Source organism: Pseudomonas fluorescens (assembly GCF_005938625.1).
Taxonomy (GTDB): Bacteria; Pseudomonadota; Gammaproteobacteria; order Pseudomonadales; family Pseudomonadaceae; genus Aquipseudomonas; species Aquipseudomonas fluorescens_BD.
In genome coordinates, this window is the sequence record NZ_VCNJ01000013.1 from 1 (window position 1) to 18,581 (window position 18,581).

The following is an 18,581-nucleotide window of genomic DNA, read 5'->3' on the forward strand; positions in this document are numbered from 1 at the left end:
CGGCAGGCGCAGCGACGGTCACGGTGCCAGTGGTCTTGCCGGCTTCGATGGTGATTACCGAACCGTTCGACAGGGTCACGGTCACCGGGGTGCCGGCCGGGTTGGTCAGCGTCGCGGTGTAAATGATCGAACCGCCCTCAGCCACAGTACCGGTGGCGCTGAGCGTCAGGTTGGTGGTGTCGGTGACGTCAGTCACGGTGGTGCTGACTGGAGTTTTGTCGGCGACGAGATTCTCGTAATTGCCGCCGCTCACGTTGGTGATCGAGTTGGTGATCGGTGCGTGGCCGTTCAGCGCGTCGTTTGGCGCGGTGGTGGTCACGGTGCCGGTGGTTTTGCCGACTTCGATGGTGATGTTCTGGCCGTTGGCCAAAGTCACCACGACAGGCGAACCGGTGACCGGCGCACCTACGGTAGCGGTGTAGGTGACGGTGCCACCTTCAGCCGCAGTCTCGGTGGCGGTCAATTTGACCGTCGAGGTGTCGATGGTGTCAGTGACGTCGGTGACGGCTGGAACGGTGCTTGGCACCAGATTCTCGAAGTTGCCGCCAGTGGCGTCCTTGATGGTCACTTCGACTTTGCCGGCGTCTTTGTAGACGTCATCGGCTGGAGCAGCGACGGTCACGGTGCCGGTGGTTTTACCGGCTTCAATGGTGATCACCGAACCGTTCGACAGGGTCACGGTAACAGGCGAGCCTGCGGCGTTGGTCAGGGTCGCGGTGTAGGTAATCTGGCCGCCTTCAGCCACGGTGCCGGTCGCACTCAGTGTCAGGTCGGTGGTGTCGGTGGTGTCAGTGACGGTAGTGCTGACCGGGGTTTTGTCGGCGACGAGGTCTTCGTAATTGCCGCCGCTCACACCCGTGATCGCGTTGGTGATCGGTGCATGGCCGGTCAACGCGTCATTCGGTGCAGTAGTGGTCACGGTGCCAGTGGTTTTGCCGACTTCGATGGTGATGTTCTGGCCGTTGGCCAAAGTCACGATCACTGGCGAACCGGTCACTGGTGCGCCAACAGTGGCGGTGTAGGTGACGGTGCCACCTTCAGCAGCAGTCTCGGTGGCGGTCAGTTTGACCGTGGTGGTGTCGACGGTATCGGTCACGTCAGTGACGGCTGGAACGGTGCTCGGCACCAGGTTCTCGAAGTTGCCGCCGGTGGCGTCCTTGATCGTGACTTCGACTTTGCCGGCGTCTTTGTAGACGTCATCGGCAGGCGCCGGAACGGTCACAGTGCCAGTGGTTTTACCAGCTTCAATGGTGATCACCGAGCCGTTGCTCAGGGTCACGGTTACCGGCGAGCCGGCTGCGTTGGTCAGCGTGGCGGTATAAACAATCGAACCACCTTCAGCCACGGAACCGGTCGCGCTCAGCGACAGGTTGGTGGTGTCGGCAACATCGGTCACGCTGGTCGAAACCGGAGTCTTGTCGGCCACCAGATCTTCGTAATTACCGCCGGAAACACCGGTGATCGAGTTGGTCAGCGGCGCATTGCCGGTCAACGCATCGTTCGGCGCGGTGGTGGTCACGGTGCCGGTGGTTTTGCCGACTTCGATGATGATGCTCTGGCCGTTGGCCAAGGTAACAACGACAGGCGAACCGGTCACCGGCGCGCCAACGGTCGCGGTGTAAGTGACGGTGCCACCTTCAGCAACCGAGGTGTCGGCCGTCAGCTTCACGGTCGAGGTGTCGATGGTGTCAGTCACTTCGGTCACGGCCGGGACAGTGCTTGGCACCAGATTCTCGAAGTTGCCGCCAGTCGCATCCTTGATGGTGACTTCGACTTTACCGGCGTCTTTATAGACATCATCCGCAGGCGCCGGAACGGTCACGGTGCCAGTGGTTTTGCCCGCTTCGATGGTGATCACCGAGCCGTTGGAAAGCGTCACGGTTACCGGAGTGCCCGCCGGATTGGTCAGGGTCGCGGTGTAAACGATCGAACCACCTTCGGCCACGCTCCCGGTCGCTGTCAGCGACAGATTGGTGTCGTCGATCGAATCGGTAATAGTGGTGGTCGCTGGCGTCGTGTTTGGCACCAGGTTTTCGAAATTGCCACCGGTAGCGCCAGTGATGGTGGTGCTGACGGTGCTGCCATTGTTGTAAACGTCGTTGGCCGCGGTCGGCACGTTGACGCTGCCGGTGGTTTTGCCGGCTTCGATGGTGATCGTCGAGCCGTTCGACAGGGTGATCGTCACCGGGGTTTGCGCTGCGTTGGTCAGCGTCGCGGTGTAAGTGATCTGGCCACCTTCGACGACGGTGCCGGTGGCGGTAAGGCTCACGCGGGTGGTGTCGATCGAGTCGGTAACGGTGGTGGTCGCCGGCGTGGTGTTCGGCACCAGGCTTTCAAAGTTGCCGCCGCTAGCGCCGGTAATGGTGGTGCTGACGGTGCCGCCATTATTGTAAACGTCGTTCGGCGCGGTCGGCACGTTGACGGTGCCCGTGGTCTGGCCAGCGTCAATGGTGATGGTCGAACCGTTCGACAGCGTGACCGTGACCGGGGTTTGCGCCGGGTTGGTCAGGGTTGCGGTGTAGGTGATCTGGCCGCCCTCGACCACTGTGCCGGTGGCAGTCAGGGTCAGGTTGGTGGTGTCGATCGAATCGGTGATGGTGGTCACCGCTGGCGTCGGGTTCGGCACCAGGTTTTCGAAGTTGCCGCCGCTGGCACCGGTAATGGTGGTGGTGACGGTGCTACCGTTGTTATAGACGTCGTTGGCCGGGGTCGGCACGTTGACGGTGCCGCTGGTTTGCCCGGCGCCGATGGTGATGGTCGAGCCGTTCGACAGGGTGACGGTGACCGGGGTTTGTGCCGGGTTGGTCAGGGTTGCGGTGTAAGTGATTTGGCCGCCTTCGGTGACACTCGGCCCCGCCGTCAGGGTGACGGTGGTGGTGTCGATGGTGTCGGTGACTTGCGTCGTCGCCGGGGTGGTCGGCGGCGTCACGGTGATGCCGTTGCCGCCGGTGGTGCCGGTGACGGTCACGTCGATCTGGGTCGGGTCGTTATAAACGGTGTCGTTCGGCGCCAGCGGCACATTGACCGTGCCAGTGGTGGAGCCTGCCGGAATCACAATCACCGAGCCATTGGACAGGGTGATGGTCAGGTCGGTGAGCGGCGCTTGGGTCAGGGTCGCGGTGTATACCAGCACGCCGCCGGCTTCGGTGATGGTCGGCGTGGCGCTGAGGCTCAGGGTCGACTCACGCAGGGCGTTGGTGGTGGTGTCGGTGGTCTGGCCGCCGGTGATGTTCTGCGCGGCTTGACCGGCAGCGTTGATGCCTGCGGTCGGGAAGCCAATAGTCGGGTCAACGCGGCCAGCGGTGGCGTCGAGCATCACGAAACTGTGGCCACCACCGGCTGCACCGCCAGTGCCGGCGGCGCTCGGGCCGGCAGCCGTGGCATCCAGCGCGGTAGTCGGGTCGACACCGGCGGCGATGGCTTGCTGCAATTCTGCTACCGACGGCGCAGCCTGCGCGGTGGCTTCGGCCAGGTCAGCGCTGGAGTCAGGCGCGTTGGCGCTCCACTGAGTCTCACGGCCCAGATCGAGGGTGCGGCCATCTGCCAATTCAAGCGACACGGCGCCGGAGAGGCCAGTGTCGATCTGGTCGCCGACAAACAGGCGATCGCCTTCAACGAGTACGCGACGCACGCCCTCTGGGGACACCACGAATACCTGACCGACAATGCTTTTGACGATGGCAACAACACTGCTCATTGAAGACTCTCCGGGTGTCACGTTCAGTTGACTTCCATGGACCTGATGGCATGGGCGCCGATTCAGTCTGGACGTACTTTAAAAATTTGCGAAACAAGTTTGACGCGTCTATTCGTCAATATTTTGGCTAGATTCTTTCGCTATTAACTTTATGCCAAACTATTGACCTTATGGGTGCCATCCTAAACAATCGCCCCACTAATGTCACATTGATATTTCCGCGGCGACCTGTCCTTCAGCGTGTGATCCAGTTCCTGTTTTGAACTTTCCGACATACGGTCAATCTGGTTGCCATCATCCGACGCAGCGCCACGTTTTGCTGTGATTCAAGACAAGTAGTTCTGGGAAATTCCTATCATGCGTTCGCCCCTGCTTTTCGCCGTACCCTTCGCTCTCGCCGCCTCTTTCGTACAAGCACAATCCTTACCAGAAGCCATGCAGCAGGCACTGGATGTCCATCCGGAAATCCAGGCAGGGGTCAACAGTCGTTTGGCTGCGGATTATCAATTAAGAGCTGCAAAAGGTGGATACCTGCCGAAGGTCGATCTGCTCGGCGGTTATGGCCGTGAAGGAACCGACAGCGTCACCACCCGTGCCAATGGCGGCGGCAACCACTGGGAAACCCTGAACCGCAGTGAGTCAAGTTTACGTCTCTCGCAAATGGTCTTCGACGGTTTTGCGACGTCCAGCGAAGTCGGGCGTCAACAAGCCACCGTTAACTCCCGCGCTTACTCCTTGCTCGGCACTTCCGAGCGCACCGCGCTGACCGTCGCCCAGGTTTATCTGGACGTGCTGACCCGCCGCGAATTCGTGCGTCTGGCCGAAGACAACCTCAAGAGTCACCAGCGCATCTATGACCAGATCCAGTTGCGCACCCAGCGCGGCGTCGGCAGCGGTGCCGACCTCGATCAGGCTGAAGCGCGAATGGCCCAGGCGCGCAACAACCTGATCACCGAGCAGACCAATCTGGCCGACTCGGAAACCAACTTCCTCAGTGCCGTTGGCCAGATGCCCGATCAACTCGAGCGTCCGGCGCCGTTCATGGCGATGATGCCGGCCAACCTCAATGAAGCGCGCCAGCAGATGCTGGAAAACAGTCCGATCCTGCGTTCGGCCGAATCCGACATCGCCGCCGCCGAAAAGCAGTACGAAACCGCGAAGTCGACCTTCTACCCACGTTTCGACGCCGAGCTGGGCCGCACCGCCGACAACGATCTGGACGGCCAGAATGGCCACAACAACGAATGGCAGGCGATGCTGCGCATGCGCTTCAACCTCTATTCCGGTGGCAGCAACAAGGCCGATCTGGAATCCAAGTCGTATCTGTCGAATCAGGCGCTGGACATCCGCAACAACGCTTTGCGTCAGTTGAACGAAGAACTCGGTCTGGCCTGGAACGCATTGAACAATGCCAATGCGCAAGTGCCGATCGCTCAGCAATACGTCGACCACAGCACCTCGGTGCGCACCGCTTACCAGCGTCAGTTCAGCCTCGGCGAACGAACCCTGCTCGATTTGCTCGACAGCGAAAACGAGTTGTTTACCGCTTCGCGGCGTCTGGCTGAAATCAAAAACATTCAGTTATTTACTCAGTACCGAATCAAGGCGACCATGGGCGAGTTGCTCAGAAGCCAGGGAGTGGTCGCGCCGTTGGCATCCGTTGTGCAGAACGACGTGAAGCCCAAGGTCCAGCTGCCTGGGATGAATTGAGTTATCCCTTTTCAACTGTCAAAGAGTGTCGAGCGTGGAATCAGAAGTCAGTCGAGTTCATCTCAGTCATGATCCACGCGCGTTGCACGACGATCCGTTACTGGACGGTCTGCTCGCCCTTTGCATGCTGCACCAGAAACCCGCCAGCGCGGCGATGCTGACCACCGGCCTGCCGCTGCCCAAACAACGTTTGAGTGTCGAATTGCTGCCCCGCGCGGCGGCTCGCGCCGGCCTGCAAGGTCGCGTGCTGCAGCGCAAACTGGAGGAAATTCCGGCGATCGCCATGCCGGCATTGCTGCTGCTCAAGGATGGCCGCAGCGCCGTCCTGCTCGGCTGGCAGGGTGACAACGAAGCGCGGGTGCTGCTCAGTGAAACTGATGGTGGTGAGTCGATTGTCAGCCGTGAATTGCTGACCGATGACTATACCGGCAAAGTCTTCTTCGCTCAGCCGCAACACAAATTCGACGTCAACCACGGCACGCTGATTCCGCGCGCACGCTCGTGGTTCCGCGACACCCTCAAGCGTTCGCGCTGGCTGTACGCCGACGCGATCGCCGCGAGCTTCCTGATCAACATCATCGCCATGGCCGCGCCGCTGTTCGTGATGAACGTCTACGACCGCGTGGTGCCGAACCAGGCCGAAGCGACCCTGTGGGTGCTGGCGCTGGGCATCACCGGCGCCTACATTTTCGATCTGATTCTCAAGAGTCTGCGCGCCCTGTGCCTGGACCTGGCCGGGAAGAAAACCGACCTGATCATCTCCGCGACGCTGTTCGAACGCATCGTCGGCATGGCCATGAAGTACCGTCCGGCACGGGTCGGCAGCTTTGCGCAGAACATCCATGAGTTTCAGAGCCTGCGCGACTTCCTCGCCTCGCTGACCCTGACCAGCCTGATCGACCTGCCGTTCACCATTCTGATCTTTATTGTTATCGCCATTCTCGGCGGGCATCTGGTGTGGATCCCTGTGTTGGCCTTCCCGATTGCCCTGCTGATCGGCTATGCGTTACAGAAACCGCTGGTGGCCACCATGGAGCGCACCATGGCCCTCGGCGCCGAGCGCCAGTCGAGCCTGATCGAAACCCTCGCCGGCCTCGACGCGGTGAAGGTCAACAACGCCGAGAGCGAACGCCAGTACCAGTGGGAACAGACCATCGGCACCCTCAGTCGCCTCGAACTGCGGGTGAAAATGCTCTCCGGCCTGGCGATGAACATCACCCTGCTGATCCAGCAACTGGCCGGGGTGATCATGATCGTCTTCGGCGTCTACCAGATCATCGCCGGCAACCTGAGCATGGGCGGTCTGATTGCCTGCTACATGCTCAGCGGCCGCGCCCTCAGCCCGCTGGCGTCGCTGTCCGGTCTGCTGACCCGTTATCAGCAGGCGCGGGTGACCATGACTTCGGTCGACCAGATGATGGAGCTGCCGCAAGAGCGCAATTTCGAAGAGCGCCCGCTGAGCCGCAAGGTTTTGCAGGGTGCGATCGAATGCCGCCAGCTCAGCTTCACCTACCCGGAACAACAGAACCCGGCGCTGAAGAACATCAACCTGGTGATCCGTCCCGGCGAGAAGATCGGCATCATCGGCCGCAGCGGCTCGGGCAAGAGTTCGCTGGCGAAACTGCTGGTCGGCCTGTATCAGCCGGACGACGGTGCGTTGCTGGTCGACGGTGTGGATATCCGCCAGATCGACGTCAGCGAACTGCGCTACAACATCGGCTACGTACCGCAAGACATTCAACTGCTGGCCGGCACCCTGCGTGACAACCTCGTCTCCGGCGCACGTTATGTCGAAGACGAGCTGGTCCTGCAGGCGGCCGAACTGGCCGGCGTCCACGAATTCGCCCGTCTGCACCCGCAAGGCTACGAGCTGCAAGTCGGCGAGCGCGGGCAAAACTTGTCTGGCGGCCAACGGCAGAACGTCGCACTGGCCCGGGCCTTGTTGCTCAACCCGCCGATTCTGTTGATGGACGAGCCGACCAGTGCGATGGACAACACCGGCGAAGAACGCCTCAAGCAACGCCTCGCTGCCGTGATTGAAAACAAGACTGTGGTGCTGGTGACGCACCGGGCTTCACTGTTGTCGCTGGTCGATCGTCTGCTGGTCATCGACCGTGGACAAATTCTCGCCGATGGCCCGAAAGCCGCCGTGATGGAAGCGTTGAAGAAGGGGCAGATCAGTGTTGCTTAAGTCGGGTTTCAAGGATTCGATCCGTCGCTACTTCAAAGGCTCGGCATCGCTGCAGGGCCAGCCGCTGCCGGAGGTCAACAAAGCGCTGATCGAAGACGCCCCGCGCGTCGTGCGCCTGACCATCTGGGCGATCATCGGCTTCTTCATCTTCCTGCTGCTATGGGCGAACTTCGCCGTGATCGACGAAGTGACCAAGGGCGACGGCAAGGCGATTCCGTCGTCGAAGATCCAGAAAATCCAGAACCTTGAGGGCGGGATCATCTCCGAACTGTTCGTCAAGGAAGGCCAGATCGTCGAAGCCGGCGCACCGCTGATTCGCCTCGACGACACACGATTTGCTTCCAACGTCGGCGAAACCGAAGCGGATCGCCTGTCGATGCTGCTGCGCGTTGAACGGCTGAGCGCCGAGGTCGATGACCGTCCGCTGAATTTCCCCGAGGACGTGCTCAAAGCCGTGCCGGGACAGGCAAAAAGCGAAGAATCGCTGTACATCAGCCGCCGCCAGCAACTGCACGACGAGATCGGTGGTTTGCAGGAGCAGTTGATTCAGCGTCAGCAAGAGCTGCGCGAATTTGGCTCCAAGCAAGCGCAGTATCGTCAGCAACTCGGCTTGCAGCGGCAGGAAATCAACATGTCCGAGCCGCTGGTGGCCCAGGGCGCGGTGTCCCCGGTGGAAGTGCTACGTCTGAAGCGTGCCGAGGTGGAAACCCGGGGTCAGCTGGATGCAACGACGCTGGCCATCCCGCGTGCCGAATCGGCGATCAAGGAAGTGCAGCGCAAGATCGACGAGACGCGTGGCAAATTCCGCAGCGAAGCGCTGACCCAACTCAACGAAGCGCGCACCGACCTGAACAAGGCCAGCGCGACGGGCAAGGCGCTGGAAGACCGCGTCAGCCGCACGCTGGTGACATCGCCGGTGCGCGGCATCGTCAACAAGTTGCTGGTCAACACCATCGGCGGCGTGATCCAGCCGGGCAGCGACATGGTCGAAATCGTCCCGCTGGATGACACCTTGCTGGTCGAAGCGAAGATCCGTCCGCAGGACATTGCCTTCCTGCATCCGGGGCAGGAAGCGATCGTCAAGTTCACCGCGTATGACTACACCATTTACGGCGGGCTGAAGGCCAAGCTTGAGCAGATCGGTGCCGACACCATTACCGACGAAGACAAGAAAACCACGTACTACATCATCAAGGTGCGCACTGAGCGCAGCCACCTCGGCACGGACGAGAAGCCATTGCTGATCATCCCGGGGATGGTCGCTTCGGTGGACATCATTACCGGCAAGAAGTCGGTGTTGAGCTACCTGCTCAAACCGATCATTCGCGCGCGGGCCGAGGCGTTGCACGAGCGTTGATTCTATAGTGGCCTTACCGGCCTCATCGCGAGCAGGCTCACTCCTACATTAACTGCATTTCTCCAGATGGAATGCGATCCCTTTAGGAGTGAGCCTGCTCGCGATAGCGGCAGCCCAAACACCACATCTCTGTCAGGAAGTGACAAAAACCGTCACTCACCATCCCGTCCATTCCTCACCATTCGCCATATCGTTATTCATTAACGGTATTTAATCTCCAGTTCTTATAGCTATAAAGTCATCCCCCTGCGTACCTGCCGACCAATCGGCGCGCCGCACGACCTGAACCAACACGCAATCCAGCGTGAGTGTCTGATCGACGAGCGCGCCCGTGAGCGCGCCGTGCGTGGGAGATGGAAAGATGTCCGCAGCTACTGCTTCCCCAAGCGCCGCGACCGCCGCGCCGCAATCCTTTGAAATCTGTCCTTTCAGTGGTGCCGTCGGCGCCGAGATCATTGGCCTCGAACTCAGCCGGCCGATCAATGATCAGGACTTCGCGCGCATCCACCGCGCGCATCTGGATCACCACGTTGTGGTGTTCCGCGACCAGCAAATCACCCCGCAACAGCAAATCGACTTCAGCCGCCGCTTCGGCGTGTTGCAGATCCATGTGCTCAAGCAGTTCCTGCTAGCCAACCACCCGGAAATCCTCATCGTTTCCAACATCATCGAAAACGGCCAGAACATCGGCCTCGGTGATGCTGGCAAGTTCTGGCACTCCGACCTTTCCTATAAAGAGCTGCCAAGCCTCGGCTCGATGCTTCACGCGCAAGAGCTGCCGTCCGAAGGTGGCGACACGTTGTTCGCTGATATGCACAAAGCCTGGGACAGCTTGCCCGCCGAGTTGCGCAAAGCGGTTGAAGGCCGCAGCGCTGCGCATTCCTACACCGCCCGCTATAGCGAAACCAAATTCGAAGGCAACTGGCGTCCGACCCTGACCCCGGAGCAGCTCGCCCAGGTCGCCGAAGTGGTGCACCCGGTGGTGCGCACGCACCCGGAAAACGGCCGCAAGGCGCTGTTCGTCAGCGAGGGTTTCACCACGCGCATCGTCGGCCTGCCGGAAGACGAGAGCCAGCAACTGCTGAGCGAGCTCTATGCCCACAGCGTGCTGCCGCAAAACATCTACCGCCATCAGTGGCAGCCGCACGATCTGGTGTTCTGGGATAACCGTTCGCTGATCCATCTCGCCGCCGGCTGCCCCGCGCACCTGCGCCGCAAGCTGTATCGCACGACCATTCAGGGCGACGCGCCTTTCTGATTCGCCGGAGATTGATCAAACCATGAACGCTCCCTTGCCAGGCCACGCGGCCAGCAACCCGATCGCCCGCAGCGACGCGTTGCTGGCGGTCGATCACGTCAGCCTCGAATACCGCACGCCGCAACGCGTAGTGCGCGCCACCCATCAGGTCAGTTTTGAAATCGACCCGGCCGATCGTTACGTGCTGCTCGGCCCGTCCGGTTGCGGCAAATCGACGTTGCTCAAAGCGGTCGCCGGGTTCATACAGCCGTGCGAAGGCGAGATCCGTCTGCAAGGCGAGCGCGTCGATGCGCCGGGGCCGGACCGCATCGTGGTGTTTCAGGAGTTCGATCAACTGCCGCCGTGGAAAACCGTCAAGCAGAACGTGATGTTTCCGCTGCTCGCGTCGCGAACGCTGAAGAAAAAAGACGCCGAAGAACGCGCGCTGCACTATCTGGAAAAAGTCGGGCTGGCGGCATTTGCCGATGCCTATCCGCACACCTTGTCCGGCGGCATGAAGGCGCGCGTGGCAATTGCCCGGGCATTGGCGATGCAGCCGAAAATCCTCTTGATGGACGAGCCATTCGCCGCACTCGATGCGCTGACCCGCCGCAAGATGCAGGAAGAACTGCTGCTGCTCTGGGAAGAGGTGCGCTTCACTCTGCTGTTCGTCACCCACTCGATTGAAGAGGCGTTGGTGGTCGGCAATCGTATCCTGCTGCTGTCGCCACATCCGGGCCGGGTGCGCGCCGAAGTGCACAGCCATCAATACGATTTGCACAGCCTCGGTGGCGTGGCGTTTCAGGAATCGGCGCGGCGCATTCATCGCCTGCTGTTCGATGAAGGCCAGTCGCCGGAAACCGAGCGTGACCACGACTTCAACGACATTCGCATCGCCTATTGAGCGGCCAGGAGGATTACCCGATGAGCCATTCATCATCTGTGCGTGAAGAATTCGAAATTATGCTGGAGCCGCTGACTGAAGTGCCTGTCGAGCGTGAGTTGTCGCTGGGTACGCGGCTGTGGCAACAGGGCTGGCTGCGCAAAAGCCTGATCCTGATTGTGCTGGCGGTGCTGTGGGAAGTGGTTGCGCGGATTCAGAACAATGATTTGATGCTGCCGAGTTTCCTGCAGACCAGCCATGCGTTGTTCGAGGGTCTGCTCAGCGGTGAGTTGCTGGCCAAGGTATGGATATCGCTGGTGGTGCTGATCAAGGGTTATCTGATTGGCATTGTCTTGGCATTTGCGCTGACCACCCTGGCGGTGTCGACGCAGTTGGGCCGTGATTTGCTGAGTACGATGACCTCGATGTTCAACCCGTTGCCGGCGATTGCTCTGCTGCCGCTGGCGTTGCTGTGGTTTGGTCTGGGGCAGAACAGCCTGATTTTTGTGCTGGTGCATTCGGTGTTGTGGGCGTTGGCGTTGAACACTTATGCGGGGTTTCTCGGCGTTTCCGAGACGCTGCGCATGGCCGGGCGCAATTACGGTTTGAAGGGTTTGCGGCTGGTGTTGTTCATCCTGATCCCGGCCGCGCTGCCGTCGATTCTGGCGGGGCTGAAGATTGGCTGGGCGTTCGCCTGGCGCACGTTGATCGCGGCGGAACTGGTGTTTGGTGCGACCAGCGGCAAGGGCGGGTTGGGCTGGTACATCTTTCAGAATCGCAATGAGCTGTACACCGACAAGGTGTTTGCCGGGTTGGCGGTGGTGATTCTGATCGGGTTGCTGGTGGAGAATCTGGTGTTCGATACCCTCGAGCGGGTGACCGTTAAGCGTTGGGGGATGCAGCGGTAATTCTGTGGCGTTGCGACTGGCCCCTTCGCGAGCAAGCTCGCTCCCACAGGGAGGATGCGTTCCAACTGTGGGAGCGAGCTTGCTCGCGAAGGGGGCAGTCATGCCACCGCCTAAATTGAAGGATGTTTGCTAGCATTGCGCCCAGATCAATCCTGATCAGCCATGAGTGCTCAGCATGCAACTCCCGGACATGAACCTTCTGGTCGCCCTCGACGCCTTGCTCGACGAGGGCAGTGTGGTTGGCGCCGCGCGGCGGATGAACCTCAGCCCGGCCGCCATGAGCCGTACCCTGACGCGGATCCGCGAAGCGATCGGTGATCCGATCCTCGTGCGTGCCGGACGTGGCTTGGTGCCGACACCCAAGGCGCTGGAGTTGCGCGAACAAGTGCGCGACGTGGTCGAGCAGGCGTCGCTGTTGTTCCGTTCCGCCGACACCGTGGAGTTGGGCACACTGCGCCGGCGCTTCAGCATCCGCGCCAATGACTTTTTCATTGGCGTATATGGCGGCAAGCTGTTCGACACCCTCGATCAACTGGCGCCGCACTGCGAATTGCGTTTCGTCCCGGAGGGTGATGGCGATGATGAAGCGCTGCGTGAAGGCCGCATCGATTTGAGCGTCAGTAACACCCGCCCTGTCACCCCTGAAGTCAAAGTACAGAACCTGTTCTCCACCCACTTCGTGGGCCTGGTGCGCGAAGACCATCCATTACTCGACGGCGAAATCACCGCCGAGCGTTACGCCGGGTTTTCCCACATCAGCATGTCGCGCCGTGGCATCGCTCGCGGCCCGATTGATACGGCGCTGAATGCTTTGGGTCTGGAGCGGCGCGTGGCGGTGATCGCGCCGAGTTTCCATGCGGCGATGTTTGCCTTGCCGGATTCCGACCTGATCCTGCCGGTGCCCAAGGAAGCGCTGCTCAGCGTCCGCCGGCTCGGGCTGAAACTGCGCTCGTTCGACCTGCCGATCCCGTTGCCGACGCTAATGCTGACCCAGGCCTGGCACCCGCGTTTCGACAAGGATCCGGCGCACCGCTGGCTGCGCGAAACGCTCAAGGCCTGCTGTGACGAAACCTGGCTGGCTGCACAACCTTAAGATCAAAAGATCGCAGCCTTCGGCAGCTCCTACATTGGAATGCATATCCCTGTAGGAGCCGCCGAAGGCTGCGATCTTTTGCTTTTAACAATTGCGTCTGGCGCACTTATAAGCTGCCAATAAGTCAATTTTCGTCATTGCCAAGCCCGACTAAGATGCTCCGGTATTTTTCCCTCCGGAGTTTGCATTCATGACATCCCTGACGGCGGCAGCGCCCATCGCTGCGGCCAGCCCGGCGAAGGCGGCGACGCCACCGGTATTCGGGGCGCGGATCATCATCGGCCTGGTCGGCGTGCTGCTGGCGGTGCTGGTGTCGGGCCTCAATGAGATGGTGACCAAGGTCGCCCTCGCCGATATTCGCGGCGCGCTGCATATCGGTTACGACGAAGGCACCTGGCTGGTGGCCAGTTACACCGCCACTTCGGTCGCGGCCATGGCCTTCGCGCCGTGGTGTTCGGTGACCTTCTCGCTGCGCCGCTTCACCCTCTGCGCGATCGGCCTGTTCACGCTACTCGGCGTGCTGTGTCCATTCGCGCCCAACTACGAAAGTCTGCTGCTGATGCGCATCCTGCAAGGTCTGGCCGGAGGCGCGTTGCCGCCAATGCTGATGACCGTCGCTCTGCGCTTTTTGCCGGCGAATATCAAACTCTACGGTCTGGCCGGCTACGCACTGACGGCGACATTCGGCCCGGGCCTCGGCACGCCGCTGGCCGGTTTGTGGACCGAATACGTCGGCTGGCAATGGACGTTCTGGCAAATCATCGCCCCGTGCCTGGTCGCGATGGCGATGGTGGCGTACGGTCTCCCGCAGGATCCGCTGCGTCTGGAACGCCTCAAGTCATTCAACTGGAAGGGCTTGCTGTTGGGCTTTCCGGCGATTTGCATGCTGGTGATCGGTGTGTTGCAGGGCAATCGCCTGGACTGGTTCGAGTCGAGCCTGATCTGTGGATTGCTCGGTGCGGGTTCGCTGCTGCTGGTGGCGTTTCTGATCAACGAGTGGTCGCAGCCGATCCCGTTTTTCAAATTGCAGATGCTCGGTATCCGCAACTTGTCGTTCGCGTTGATGACGTTGGCCGGTGTGCTGGTAGTCCTGCAGGCGGTGGTGTTGATTCCATCGAGTTATCTGGCGCAGGTGCAGGGTTATCGGCCGGCGCAGACCGCGCCGATCATGCTGATCGCCGCATTGCCGCAATTGATTGCGCTGCCGTTGGTGGCAGCGCTGTGCAACCTGCGCTGGGTCGATTGCCGCTGGGTGCTTGGCATCGGTTTGAGCATGCTGGTGCTGTCCTGCCTCGGAGGCTCGCTGCTGACCTCGGAATGGATTCGCGACAACTTCTACGTTCTGCAATGGCTGCAGATCTTCGGTCAACCGATGTCGGTGTTGCCGCTGTTGATGTTGTCCACCGGCAGCATCCAGCCGCAGGAAGGGCCGTTCGCCTCCGCGTGGTTCAACACGGTGAAAGGCTTGGCGGCCGTGGTCGCTACCGGGGTGATCGAAGCGCTGACCACCGCGCGTCTGCATTTCCACTCGACCATGCTGGTCGACAGCCTCGGCAATTCGCCGCTGGCCGACCGTAGCGATCCGGGCCTCGCCCATCGCTTGCACGAACAAGCCGTGGTGCTGACTTCTTCCGATCTCTATGTGTGCATGGCCGGCGTCGCGGTGGCGCTGATCCTGCTGATTTTCTGGCTGCCGACGCGGATCTTTCCGCCCCGCGCGCCGACCTGATTGCTTCACTGAAACAGAAGGTTTTTATGACGACTCAAGCAAAGCAAAAACTCGCGGTGGCCATCGCCGCCGCATTGGCGGTCGGCGTGCTGGTGTATCTGGCGCTGCCCGGTGTGTTTGGCAAACGTACCCAGCAAAACACCAACGACGCTTTCGTTTCCGCCGACTACACCCTGGTGGTGCCGCGCGTGGCTGGTTTCATCAAGGAAGTGCTGGTGGAGGACAACCAGCAAGTGAAGGCCGGGCAGTTGCTGGCGCTGATCGATGATCGCGATTTGCGCGCTTCAGCTGAGGCAGCGGACGCGCAGACCCTGGTCGCACGGGCGCAATTGCAGAACGCCAAGGCAACGCTGGAACGCCAGAGCTCGGTCATTGCTCAGGCGCAGGCCTCGGTGGTGTCGGCCAAGGCGGAAATGGCCTTCGCTCAGCAGGAATTGAATCGCTACAACCACTTGGCGGGCGTCGGCGCCGGTACTGTGCAAAACGCGCAACAGGCGCGCACTCGCATCGATCAGGCCACTGCTCACCTGGATACCGCCACCGCGAAACTGGCGGCGGAACGCAAGCAGGTCGACATCCTCACCGCTCAGCGTGACGCCGCCGAAGGCAGTTTGAAACACGCGCAAGCGGCACTGGAAATCGCCAGTTTCGAACTCTCCTACACGCGTATCACGGCGCCGCAGGACGGCATGATCGGCGAGCGCGCCGTGCGCGTCGGCGCTTACGTGACGCCGGGTAGCAAGCTGTTGGCGGTGGTGCCGCTGAAGCAGGCGTATGTCGTGGCGAATTTTCAGGAGACGCAACTGACGGACGTGCAGCCTGGGCAGGAAGTGCAAGTGCGTGTCGACAGCCTCGGCGGTGAGGCATTGAGCGGTCGCGTCGAAAGTATTGCTCCAGCAACCGGCGTGACCTTTGCGGCGGTCAAGCCGGATAACGCCACGGGCAACTTCACCAAGGTGGTGCAGCGGATTCCGGTGAAGATCATGCTGGAACCGGGTCAGCCGCTCGCCGAGCGGTTGCGCGTGGGGATGTCGGTGGAGGCGAGTATTGATACGCGCAGTTCAGAGAAATCCGTGCGTGAGGTGACCCAGCGATGATGGGTGGTAATTCGACTGGCCTCATCGCTGGCAAGCCAGCTCCCACAGGTTCCGTCGGTGGGGCTCAACAATTTGGACAACCTGCACAATCCCTGTGGGAGCTGGCTTGCCAGCGATGGGGTCAGTGGCAGCCACTCATTTTCAGCGCCTTGGTGACAGCAAGCCTCACCGCCTGCACCGTCGGCCCAGACTTCCAGAAACCCGAAGCCACACAAATCGCCGACTGGGCCAAACCGGCCAAGTCCGCGCCCAGCCAAGCCGTCAGCGAACCGTTGAACGAACGCTGGTGGGAAGTCTTTCACGATCCGCAACTCTCCGCGCTCACCCAACGTGCGGTGCAAAGCAACCTCGACCTGCAACTGGCCAGCAGCCGCCTGCAACAAAGCCGCGCCGCCCGCCAGGTCATCACCGCTGACCGCTATCCAAACACTACGGCCACAGGCAGCTACGCGCGCGAACGCAACAGCAGCAAAGGTCTGAGCGACCCGTCCGGGCACAACGGCGATTCCGCCTTCAACCTGTGGGATGCCGGTTTCTCCGCCTCGTGGGAACTGGATTTCTGGGGCCGCGTGCGCCGCGAAACCGAAGCTGCCGATGCCAACCTCGAAGTTGCCGAAAACGACCGTCGCGGGGTGTTGCTGGCGGTGCTTGCCGACACGGCGCAAAACTACATTCAACTGCGCGGCGTGCAGAACACCCGCGCCGTCACCGAGCAAAACCTCGACGTCGCGCGGCACAGTCTGAAGCTGTCGCAACTGCGTCTGGCCGACGGCGTGGCAACTGATCTCGACGTCGCCGAAGCCGCCGCGCAAGTCGCGGCCATCGAATCGCGCCTGCCGGCGCTGGAACAACGCCAATCGCAACTGATCAACGCGATCAGCCTGTTGATGGGCGAACCGCCGCAAGCCTTGGCCAAAGAGTTATCCACCGACGCCGCCGTGCCGCAGTCGCCGCTGCAAGTCGCTATCGGCCTGCCGTCACAACTGGCCGAACGCCGCCCGGATATCCGTCAGGCCGAAGCACGTCTGCACGCCGCCACCGCCAATATCGGTGTGGCCAAGGGCGATTTCTATCCGCGTATTACCCTGTCCGGCAACCTCGGCTCGCAAGCCATGCAACTCAGCGACTTTGGCTCGTGGGGCTCACGCGCCTTCGGCATCGGCCCGCAATTCAGCCTGCCGCTGTTCGACGGCGGACGCCTGCGCGGCGTGTTGCAATTGCGCGAAGCTCAACAGCAGGAAGCCGCCGTCGCCTATCAGCAAACCGTGCTGCGCGCCTGGCATGAAATCGACGATCAACTGACCGCCTACAACGCCAGCCAGCGCCGCCGCGACAGCCTCGCCGAAGCCGTACGCCAGAACCAGATCGCCCTGCGCACCGCGCAACAGCAGTACGTCGAAGGCGTGGTCGACTTCGTCAACGTCCTTACTGTGCAAGGCGCGTTGCTGGCGACGCAGGAACAGTGGGTGGAGAGTTCGACCGGTGTTTCGCTGGCAATGGTCGGGTTGTACAAGGCGCTGGGTGGGGGATGGGAGTCGGTGTATCCGGCAGAAGTACCTACCAATAATCCGGTTTGATCGCTGGTTTTTTGTGAGTAGCGACTCGGTCAGGAAACTGATGAAGTCGCAGCTCTTCAGTCGAAATAACGCGTCTCAACCAGTTTGAGTTGTCTTTCAATGAGCCTGGGGGCGGGCGGATAGATCCGGTCCGATGAGGAAGGATCACTCCAATGATCAGGGCAGGAAAATCTGTTCGGAGCGCCTTCAGAGCAGGTGTCATGTCGGTATCACTGGAAACCAGAATGATTTGATCAATGCGCCCTGCACCTTCGGACATTGTTTGCCGGCTTGCAGTGCGATACATGCTGATTGCTATATGAACATCGGTTTCTTTTTCTTCCAGTTTCCAGATATCGACTTTGTCCTGACGTGATGCATGGGTGTTTCTATCTATAAACCTTGGTGCTTTGGCTGGCTCTAATTGATGCCGTCCGAAATGCACGGTGACTTTGCTCGCTCGCAATGCCCTTACGTACGCGTCTTGTGCTTCCTTGGAAACGCGGCCGCGAGTTGCCAGCTGGGGTTTGATTGGAGAGGTGAAGTAGTCAATCGAGACTATTGAGCTCTGAGGGTTTTCGATGAGGGCAATATGCGTCAGCAGGCTGTTCAAGTTCAGCCATTTATAGGGTGTGCCAGCGAGCAAGCCGTAAAACAGGTTGTAGCCATCAACAAAAAATGCGGTGCGCACAAAAAATCCTCAGAAACGAAAAAACCGGCCTAGGCCGGTTTTTTCATCCCCAACTGCCAGCGAACTGAATCGCTACGTACGGGGTTGAGTAAGGCAATCCTAGATTGAGCGCGTCATGCAGGTCAACCACCAAATAATTGCACGCTCACTCCGCTGGTTTATCTCCAGCACCGGCTTGTCAGTTTTGGTTGCTGGTATCCGCCATGGTCAAGCCATTTAAGGACTTGTGTATTAGAGGTTGTTGCAGAGAGAGGTAAATTCGCTCCGTGCCTATTTGTATAAGTAGCCTGTCTATCGCCGTTTTCGCAGTGAGCAATCAGTAGTATCCCCAACTCGTGTAGGACGCCGGAATTTGCCTACATTTCTCAAACAGTCATTGAGCGGCTTTCTCTTTTGAAACATTACATTTCCGAAGAGTGATGGCCTTTCGCT

At 60.5% G+C, this 18,581-nt stretch carries 12 protein-coding genes; 10 read left to right on the forward strand and 2 right to left on the reverse strand.

Translation table 11 applies throughout. The features are described 5' to 3' along the window. Positions 1–3,697: retention module-containing protein (locus tag FGA82_RS09180; RefSeq protein WP_141126847.1), on the reverse strand; the 3,697-nt coding region annotated here is incomplete at its 3' end. Positions 3,698–4,054: 357 nt separating this feature from the next. Here FGA82_RS09180 and FGA82_RS09185 point away from each other — a divergent pair. The 10 genes from FGA82_RS09185 (at position 4,055) to FGA82_RS09230 (ending at position 17,479) form a co-directional block, all read left to right on the forward strand. Beyond that, positions 4,055–5,407 (forward strand): TolC family outer membrane protein, encoded by a 1,353-nt coding sequence (locus FGA82_RS09185; RefSeq protein ID WP_093440182.1) that lies wholly within the window; start codon positions 4,055–4,057, stop codon positions 5,405–5,407. 34 nt (positions 5,408–5,441) lie between these two features. Then, complete coding sequence (locus FGA82_RS09190) at positions 5,442–7,598, forward strand: type I secretion system permease/ATPase (RefSeq protein WP_141126848.1); 2,157 nt, start codon at positions 5,442–5,444, stop codon at positions 7,596–7,598. Then, positions 7,588–8,955 carry an HlyD family type I secretion periplasmic adaptor subunit gene (locus FGA82_RS09195; protein WP_034151794.1) on the forward strand — a complete coding sequence of 456 codons (1,368 nt, stop codon included), beginning with the start codon at positions 7,588–7,590 and terminating at the stop codon, positions 8,953–8,955. Before FGA82_RS09190 ends, FGA82_RS09195 begins: the two co-directional genes overlap by 11 nt. A gap of 361 nt (positions 8,956–9,316) precedes the next feature. Beyond that, the gene (locus FGA82_RS09200) at positions 9,317–10,213 is read left to right on the forward strand and encodes a TauD/TfdA dioxygenase family protein (RefSeq protein WP_141126849.1); all 897 of its coding nucleotides are present in this window, start codon (positions 9,317–9,319) and stop codon (positions 10,211–10,213) included. Between the two features lie 22 nt (positions 10,214–10,235). Continuing rightward, positions 10,236–11,096, forward strand: a complete 861-nt coding sequence (locus tag FGA82_RS09205; protein ID WP_141126850.1) for an ABC transporter ATP-binding protein — start codon at positions 10,236–10,238, stop codon at positions 11,094–11,096. Positions 11,097–11,116: 20 nt separating this feature from the next. Next, positions 11,117–11,983 (forward strand): ABC transporter permease, encoded by an 867-nt coding sequence (locus FGA82_RS09210; protein ID WP_141126851.1) that lies wholly within the window; start codon positions 11,117–11,119, stop codon positions 11,981–11,983. 175 nt (positions 11,984–12,158) lie between these two features. Continuing rightward, positions 12,159–13,076: a LysR family transcriptional regulator gene (locus FGA82_RS09215; protein WP_141126852.1), complete on the forward strand. Its 918-nt coding sequence runs from the start codon at positions 12,159–12,161 to the stop codon at positions 13,074–13,076. Between the two features lie 190 nt (positions 13,077–13,266). After that, positions 13,267–14,805, forward strand: coding sequence for an MFS transporter (locus FGA82_RS09220; protein WP_141126853.1), 1,539 nt, complete (start codon positions 13,267–13,269; stop codon positions 14,803–14,805). Between the two features lie 26 nt (positions 14,806–14,831). Next, the gene (locus FGA82_RS09225) at positions 14,832–15,902 is read left to right on the forward strand and encodes an HlyD family secretion protein (protein ID WP_141126854.1); all 1,071 of its coding nucleotides are present in this window, start codon (positions 14,832–14,834) and stop codon (positions 15,900–15,902) included. Next, the gene (locus FGA82_RS09230; RefSeq protein ID WP_171057260.1) at positions 15,899–17,479 is read left to right on the forward strand and encodes an efflux transporter outer membrane subunit; all 1,581 of its coding nucleotides are present in this window, start codon (positions 15,899–15,901) and stop codon (positions 17,477–17,479) included. The genes FGA82_RS09225 and FGA82_RS09230 overlap by 4 nt, the downstream gene beginning before the upstream one ends. On the opposite strand, the gene FGA82_RS09235 is transcribed toward FGA82_RS09230, so the two are convergent. Then, positions 17,460–18,149, reverse strand: a complete 690-nt coding sequence (locus FGA82_RS09235; RefSeq protein WP_141126855.1) for an NYN domain-containing protein — start codon at positions 18,147–18,149, stop codon at positions 17,460–17,462. The genes FGA82_RS09230 and FGA82_RS09235 overlap by 20 nt on opposite strands. Positions 18,150–18,581 lie beyond the last annotated feature (432 nt).

What these genes read in the sequence shown, in the direction of transcription:
- FGA82_RS09230 (WP_171057260.1), top strand. Translation starts at nt 15,899, where the DNA reads ATGATGGGTGGTAATTCGACTGGCCTCATCGCTGGCAAGCCAGCTCCC.
- FGA82_RS09185 (WP_093440182.1), top strand. Translation starts at nt 4,055, where the DNA reads ATGCGTTCGCCCCTGCTTTTCGCCGTACCCTTCGCTCTCGCCGCCTCT.
- FGA82_RS09205 (WP_141126850.1), top strand. Translation starts at nt 10,236, where the DNA reads ATGAACGCTCCCTTGCCAGGCCACGCGGCCAGCAACCCGATCGCCCGC.
- FGA82_RS09220 (WP_141126853.1), top strand. Translation starts at nt 13,267, where the DNA reads ATGACATCCCTGACGGCGGCAGCGCCCATCGCTGCGGCCAGCCCGGCG.
- FGA82_RS09215 (WP_141126852.1), top strand. Translation starts at nt 12,159, where the DNA reads ATGCAACTCCCGGACATGAACCTTCTGGTCGCCCTCGACGCCTTGCTC.
- FGA82_RS09225 (WP_141126854.1), top strand. Translation starts at nt 14,832, where the DNA reads ATGACGACTCAAGCAAAGCAAAAACTCGCGGTGGCCATCGCCGCCGCA.
- FGA82_RS09210 (WP_141126851.1), top strand. Translation starts at nt 11,117, where the DNA reads ATGAGCCATTCATCATCTGTGCGTGAAGAATTCGAAATTATGCTGGAG.
- FGA82_RS09200 (WP_141126849.1), top strand. Translation starts at nt 9,317, where the DNA reads ATGTCCGCAGCTACTGCTTCCCCAAGCGCCGCGACCGCCGCGCCGCAA.